Annotated in this window: 3 protein-coding genes; all 3 read right to left on the bottom strand. The window is 66.8% G+C overall.

Annotated features, from left to right (window positions below; all coding sequences use genetic code 11):
- The coding region (locus tag QOD90_RS21130) for an acyl-CoA thioesterase domain-containing protein (RefSeq protein WP_526352783.1) at nt 1-688 on the bottom strand (688 nt) is incomplete at its 3' end.
- 6 nt (nt 689-694) lie between these two features.
- Nucleotides 695-2,113 (bottom strand): pyruvate kinase, encoded by a 1,419-nt coding sequence (gene pyk / locus QOD90_RS21125; RefSeq protein ID WP_526352782.1) that lies wholly within the window; start codon nt 2,111-2,113, stop codon nt 695-697.
- Between the two features lie 53 nt (nt 2,114-2,166).
- Nucleotides 2,167-3,669 carry a glutamate synthase small subunit gene (gene gltD / locus QOD90_RS21120; protein WP_526352781.1) on the bottom strand — a complete coding sequence of 501 codons (1,503 nt, stop codon included), beginning with the start codon at nt 3,667-3,669 and terminating at the stop codon, nt 2,167-2,169.
- Between the last annotated feature and the right edge of the window lie 28 nt (nt 3,670-3,697).

Raw genomic sequence — 3,697 nt, 5'->3', positions numbered from 1 at the left:
GATTCATCGTCACCGCGAAGATGCGATCGAAACCCCACGACAGGCCATGGGTGGTGATGATCGAGTCGAGCACCGTCGTGTCCGATGAGTACACCAGCGCCGCGGCGTGGATCACCTGGTCGTCAGGCGTCTCGCCCTTGGCCCTGAGCCACACCCGGTTGTACGCGAGCCGCTCCCCCTTGTCGCGCATCACCCACGCCGGATCGTTGGTGTAGCGCCACTCGATCGGCTTCAGGGCAGCGACGAAGTGCGGGACAGTCTCCTCGTAGCCGACCAGCAGATCGTCGATCCGTGGCACCGACAGCGGCCCGGGCACGTCCGGAGCCACGACACCGTGCTCGAGGCCGCGACCGCCCGCCAGGTGCGACACCAGCGCCGAGGCCAACAGCACGTCGCCCTGCATCACGTCGACCCGCCGGTTCGCGAAGCGGCGTTCGTCCCGCAGCCTCACGACGTGGAACTCGAGATCCCGCTCGGGATCACCGCCCGCGATGAAGTGCACCGACAGCGTGCTCGGCGGCAGGTCGTGCTTCAACGTGCGACTGGCCGCGACGAAGGCTTGCGCCATCATCTGACCGCCGAACGTCCGGATCGGATTCTTACTCGGGTGCGAGCCGGTGAACGTGTCGTCGTCGACTCGTTGGAGGTCGAGTACCGCCAGCAACTCCTCGAGATCTGACGTGCTCATTGCTCCCTAGTGGTCGTCCTCGCCGATCCGGTGGACGTGGATCATGTTGGTCGACCCTACTGTGCCAGGAGGAGCACCGGCGACGATGATCACCAGGTCACCGCGCTTGTACCGGCCGAGCGACAGCAGCGACTCGTCCACCTGGCGAATCATCCCGTCGGTGGTGTCCATGTGCGGCACGATGAACGTCTCGGTACCCCAGGTCAGCGCCAGTTGACTGCGCACCTCGGGCAGCGGCGTGAACGCCAGCAGCGGCAGCGGCGTGTGCAGCCGGGCCAGTCGTTTGAGGGTGTCGCCCGACTGCGTGAACGCGACGAGCGCCTTGGCGTCCAACCGCTCGCCGATGTCGCGGGCGGCGTAGGAGATGACGCCCCGCTTGGTGCGAGGCACGTGGGTCAGGGGCGGCGCCGCGGTGGAGTTCTGCTCGACGGCCACGACGATGCGCGCCATCGTCTTGACGGCTTCCAGCGGATACTTGCCCACCGACGTCTCGCCCGAGAGCATCACCGCGTCGGCGCCGTCGAGCACTGCGTTCGCGACGTCGGAGGCCTCGGCGCGGGTGGGCCGCGAGTTCTCGATCATCGACTCGAGCATTTGGGTCGCCACGATGACGGGCTTGGCGTTCTCCCTTGCCATTTGGATGGCGCGCTTCTGCACCAAAGGCACTTCCTCCAGCGGTAACTCGACGCCGAGGTCACCACGGGCGACCATGATGGCGTCGAACGCCAGCACGATGGCCTCGAGGTTCTCGACGGCCTCGGGCTTCTCGAGCTTCGCGATGACCGGCACGCGACGGCCGATCTCGTCCATCACCTCGTGAACCAGTTCGATGTCGGCGGGCGATCGCACGAACGACAGCGCGATCAGGTCGACGCCGAGGCGCAGGGCGAACTTGAGGTCGTCGATGTCCTTCTCGGACATGGCGGGCACCGAAACGTTCATGCCGGGCAACGAGAGGCCCTTGTTGTTGCTGACCTTGCCACCCTCAGTGACGATGCAGACGACGTCATTGCCATCGACTTCGCTCACCGTGAGGCCGATGTTGCCGTCGTCGACGAGCAGGCGATCGCCCACCGTCGCATCCTTGGCCAGCTCCTTGTAGGTCGTCGACACCCGGTCGTGCGTGCCTTCGATGTCGTCGACGGTGATCCGCACCGTCTCCCCCGCCTCCCAGACGGTCGGGCCGTCGGCGAACCGGCCGAGCCGGATCTTGGGCCCCTGGAGGTCCGCGAGGATGCCGACGGCATGCCCTGTCACGTCCGAGGCCGCGCGAACTCTCTTGTAGGCGATCTCGTGGTCGGCGTGGTCGCCATGGCTGAAGTTCAGCCGCGCGACGTCCATCCCTACTTCGACGAGGGCTCTGATCTGCTCGTCCGAGGACGAGGCCGGGCCCAACGTACAGACGATCTTTCCGCGTCTAGTCACGTTGACTCACGATAGTCGTTGATCGATTCAGATGACGATTCAGTACGAAAAGTTCAGACCACGGCAAGCGGAAGTGCACTAGGCCTGACCGGCGCGGGAAGGTCCGAATCGCCCATCAGGAAGGCGTCGACCGCATGTGCTGCGCTTCGGCCCTCCGCAATGGCCCACACCACCAGTGACGCGCCGCGATGGGCGTCACCGCACACGAAGACACCCGGCGCATCGGTTTGCCAATCCCAGCCACACGGCAACGCCCCACGCCGGTTGAGCTTCAGGCCAAGACCGTCGAGCAGCGGCATGTGTTCGACGCCCTCGAACCCGATCGCCAGCAGGGCGAGCTCGCACGGCAGCTCGATCTCGGCACCCACGGGCGTGATGACCCTGCGGCCTTCGGCATCCCGCTCGACCCTGACTTCGGCGATCACCATCGCCTTGACGTTGCCACGGTCGTCGCCGACGAACCGCTGAACGGCGACCTCGTAGCGGCGTGCCCCTCCCTCGGCGTGTGCAGGGGACGTGCGAAGCACCATCGGCCAGGTGGGCCACGGCGAGCGGGAATCGTCGCGCTGCTCGGGCGGTTCGGCGTTGTAGTCCAGCTGGGTGACCGACGCCGCACCCTGCCGGTGGGCGGTCCCGAGGCAGTCCGCGCCGGTGTCGCCGCCGCCGATTATCACGACGTGCTTGCCCGCCGCCGAGATGGACGACGGGCCGTCGCCCTCACACTCCCGGTTGGCGGGCACCAGATGCTCCATCGCGAGGTGCACGCCATTCAGCTCGCGGCCCTCCACCTGGTTGTCCCGGGACCGCAGGGCGCCGACGGCCAAAACCACCGCGTCGTGCTGGCGTCGCAGCTGCTCGATCGACAGATCGACGCCGACCTCACAATCTGTGACGAAACGCGTGCCCTCCGCGCGCATCTGTGCCAGGCGCTGGTTCAGCGTCGCCTTCTCGAGCTTGTACTCGGGGATGCCGTATCGCATCAGGCCGCCGATCCGGTCATCTCGCTCGTAGACCGTGACGTGGTGGCCGGCGCGGGTGAGTTGTTGAGCCGCAGCAAGTCCCGCAGGCCCCGAGCCGACGACGGCGACGCCCTTACCCGTCGAGATGGCCGCGGGCTGGGGCTCGATGGTGCCGTTCATCCACGCCTCGTCGACGATCGACTGTTCGATGCGCTTGATCGTGACGGCGCCGCCCGTCTCGTTCTCGGCGATCGACAGCACGCACGCCGCCTCGCACGGCGCCGGGCACAGGCGGCCCGTGAACTCCGGAAAGTTGTTCGTCGCGTGCAACCGGTCGCTTGCCGCATCCCAACGGCCCCGTCGCACCAGGTCGTTCCACTCGGGTATCAGGTTGCCCAGCGGACAGCCCGCAGTTCCGGAGTGGCAGAACGGGATCCCACAGTCCATGCAGCGCCGAGCCTGTTGGGAAACCTCGCCGGCGCGTTCGTGCGGATTCTGGCTTTCGTACACCTCGCGCCAGTCGCCGACGCGCTCGTCGATGGGCCGCTTGGCCGCTTCGATCTTGGGCACTTTCATGAAACCGGTCGGGTCAGCCACGGGTCGCCTCCATGATCGCGCTGTCCAC

Origin of the sequence: Mycobacterium sp. (assembly GCF_032161845.1) — a bacterium.
Classification (GTDB): domain Bacteria; phylum Actinomycetota; class Actinomycetes; order Mycobacteriales; family Mycobacteriaceae; genus Mycobacterium.
Note: the sequence above shows the minus strand (reverse complement) of the source record. Positions and strands in the feature narration are given on the sequence as shown.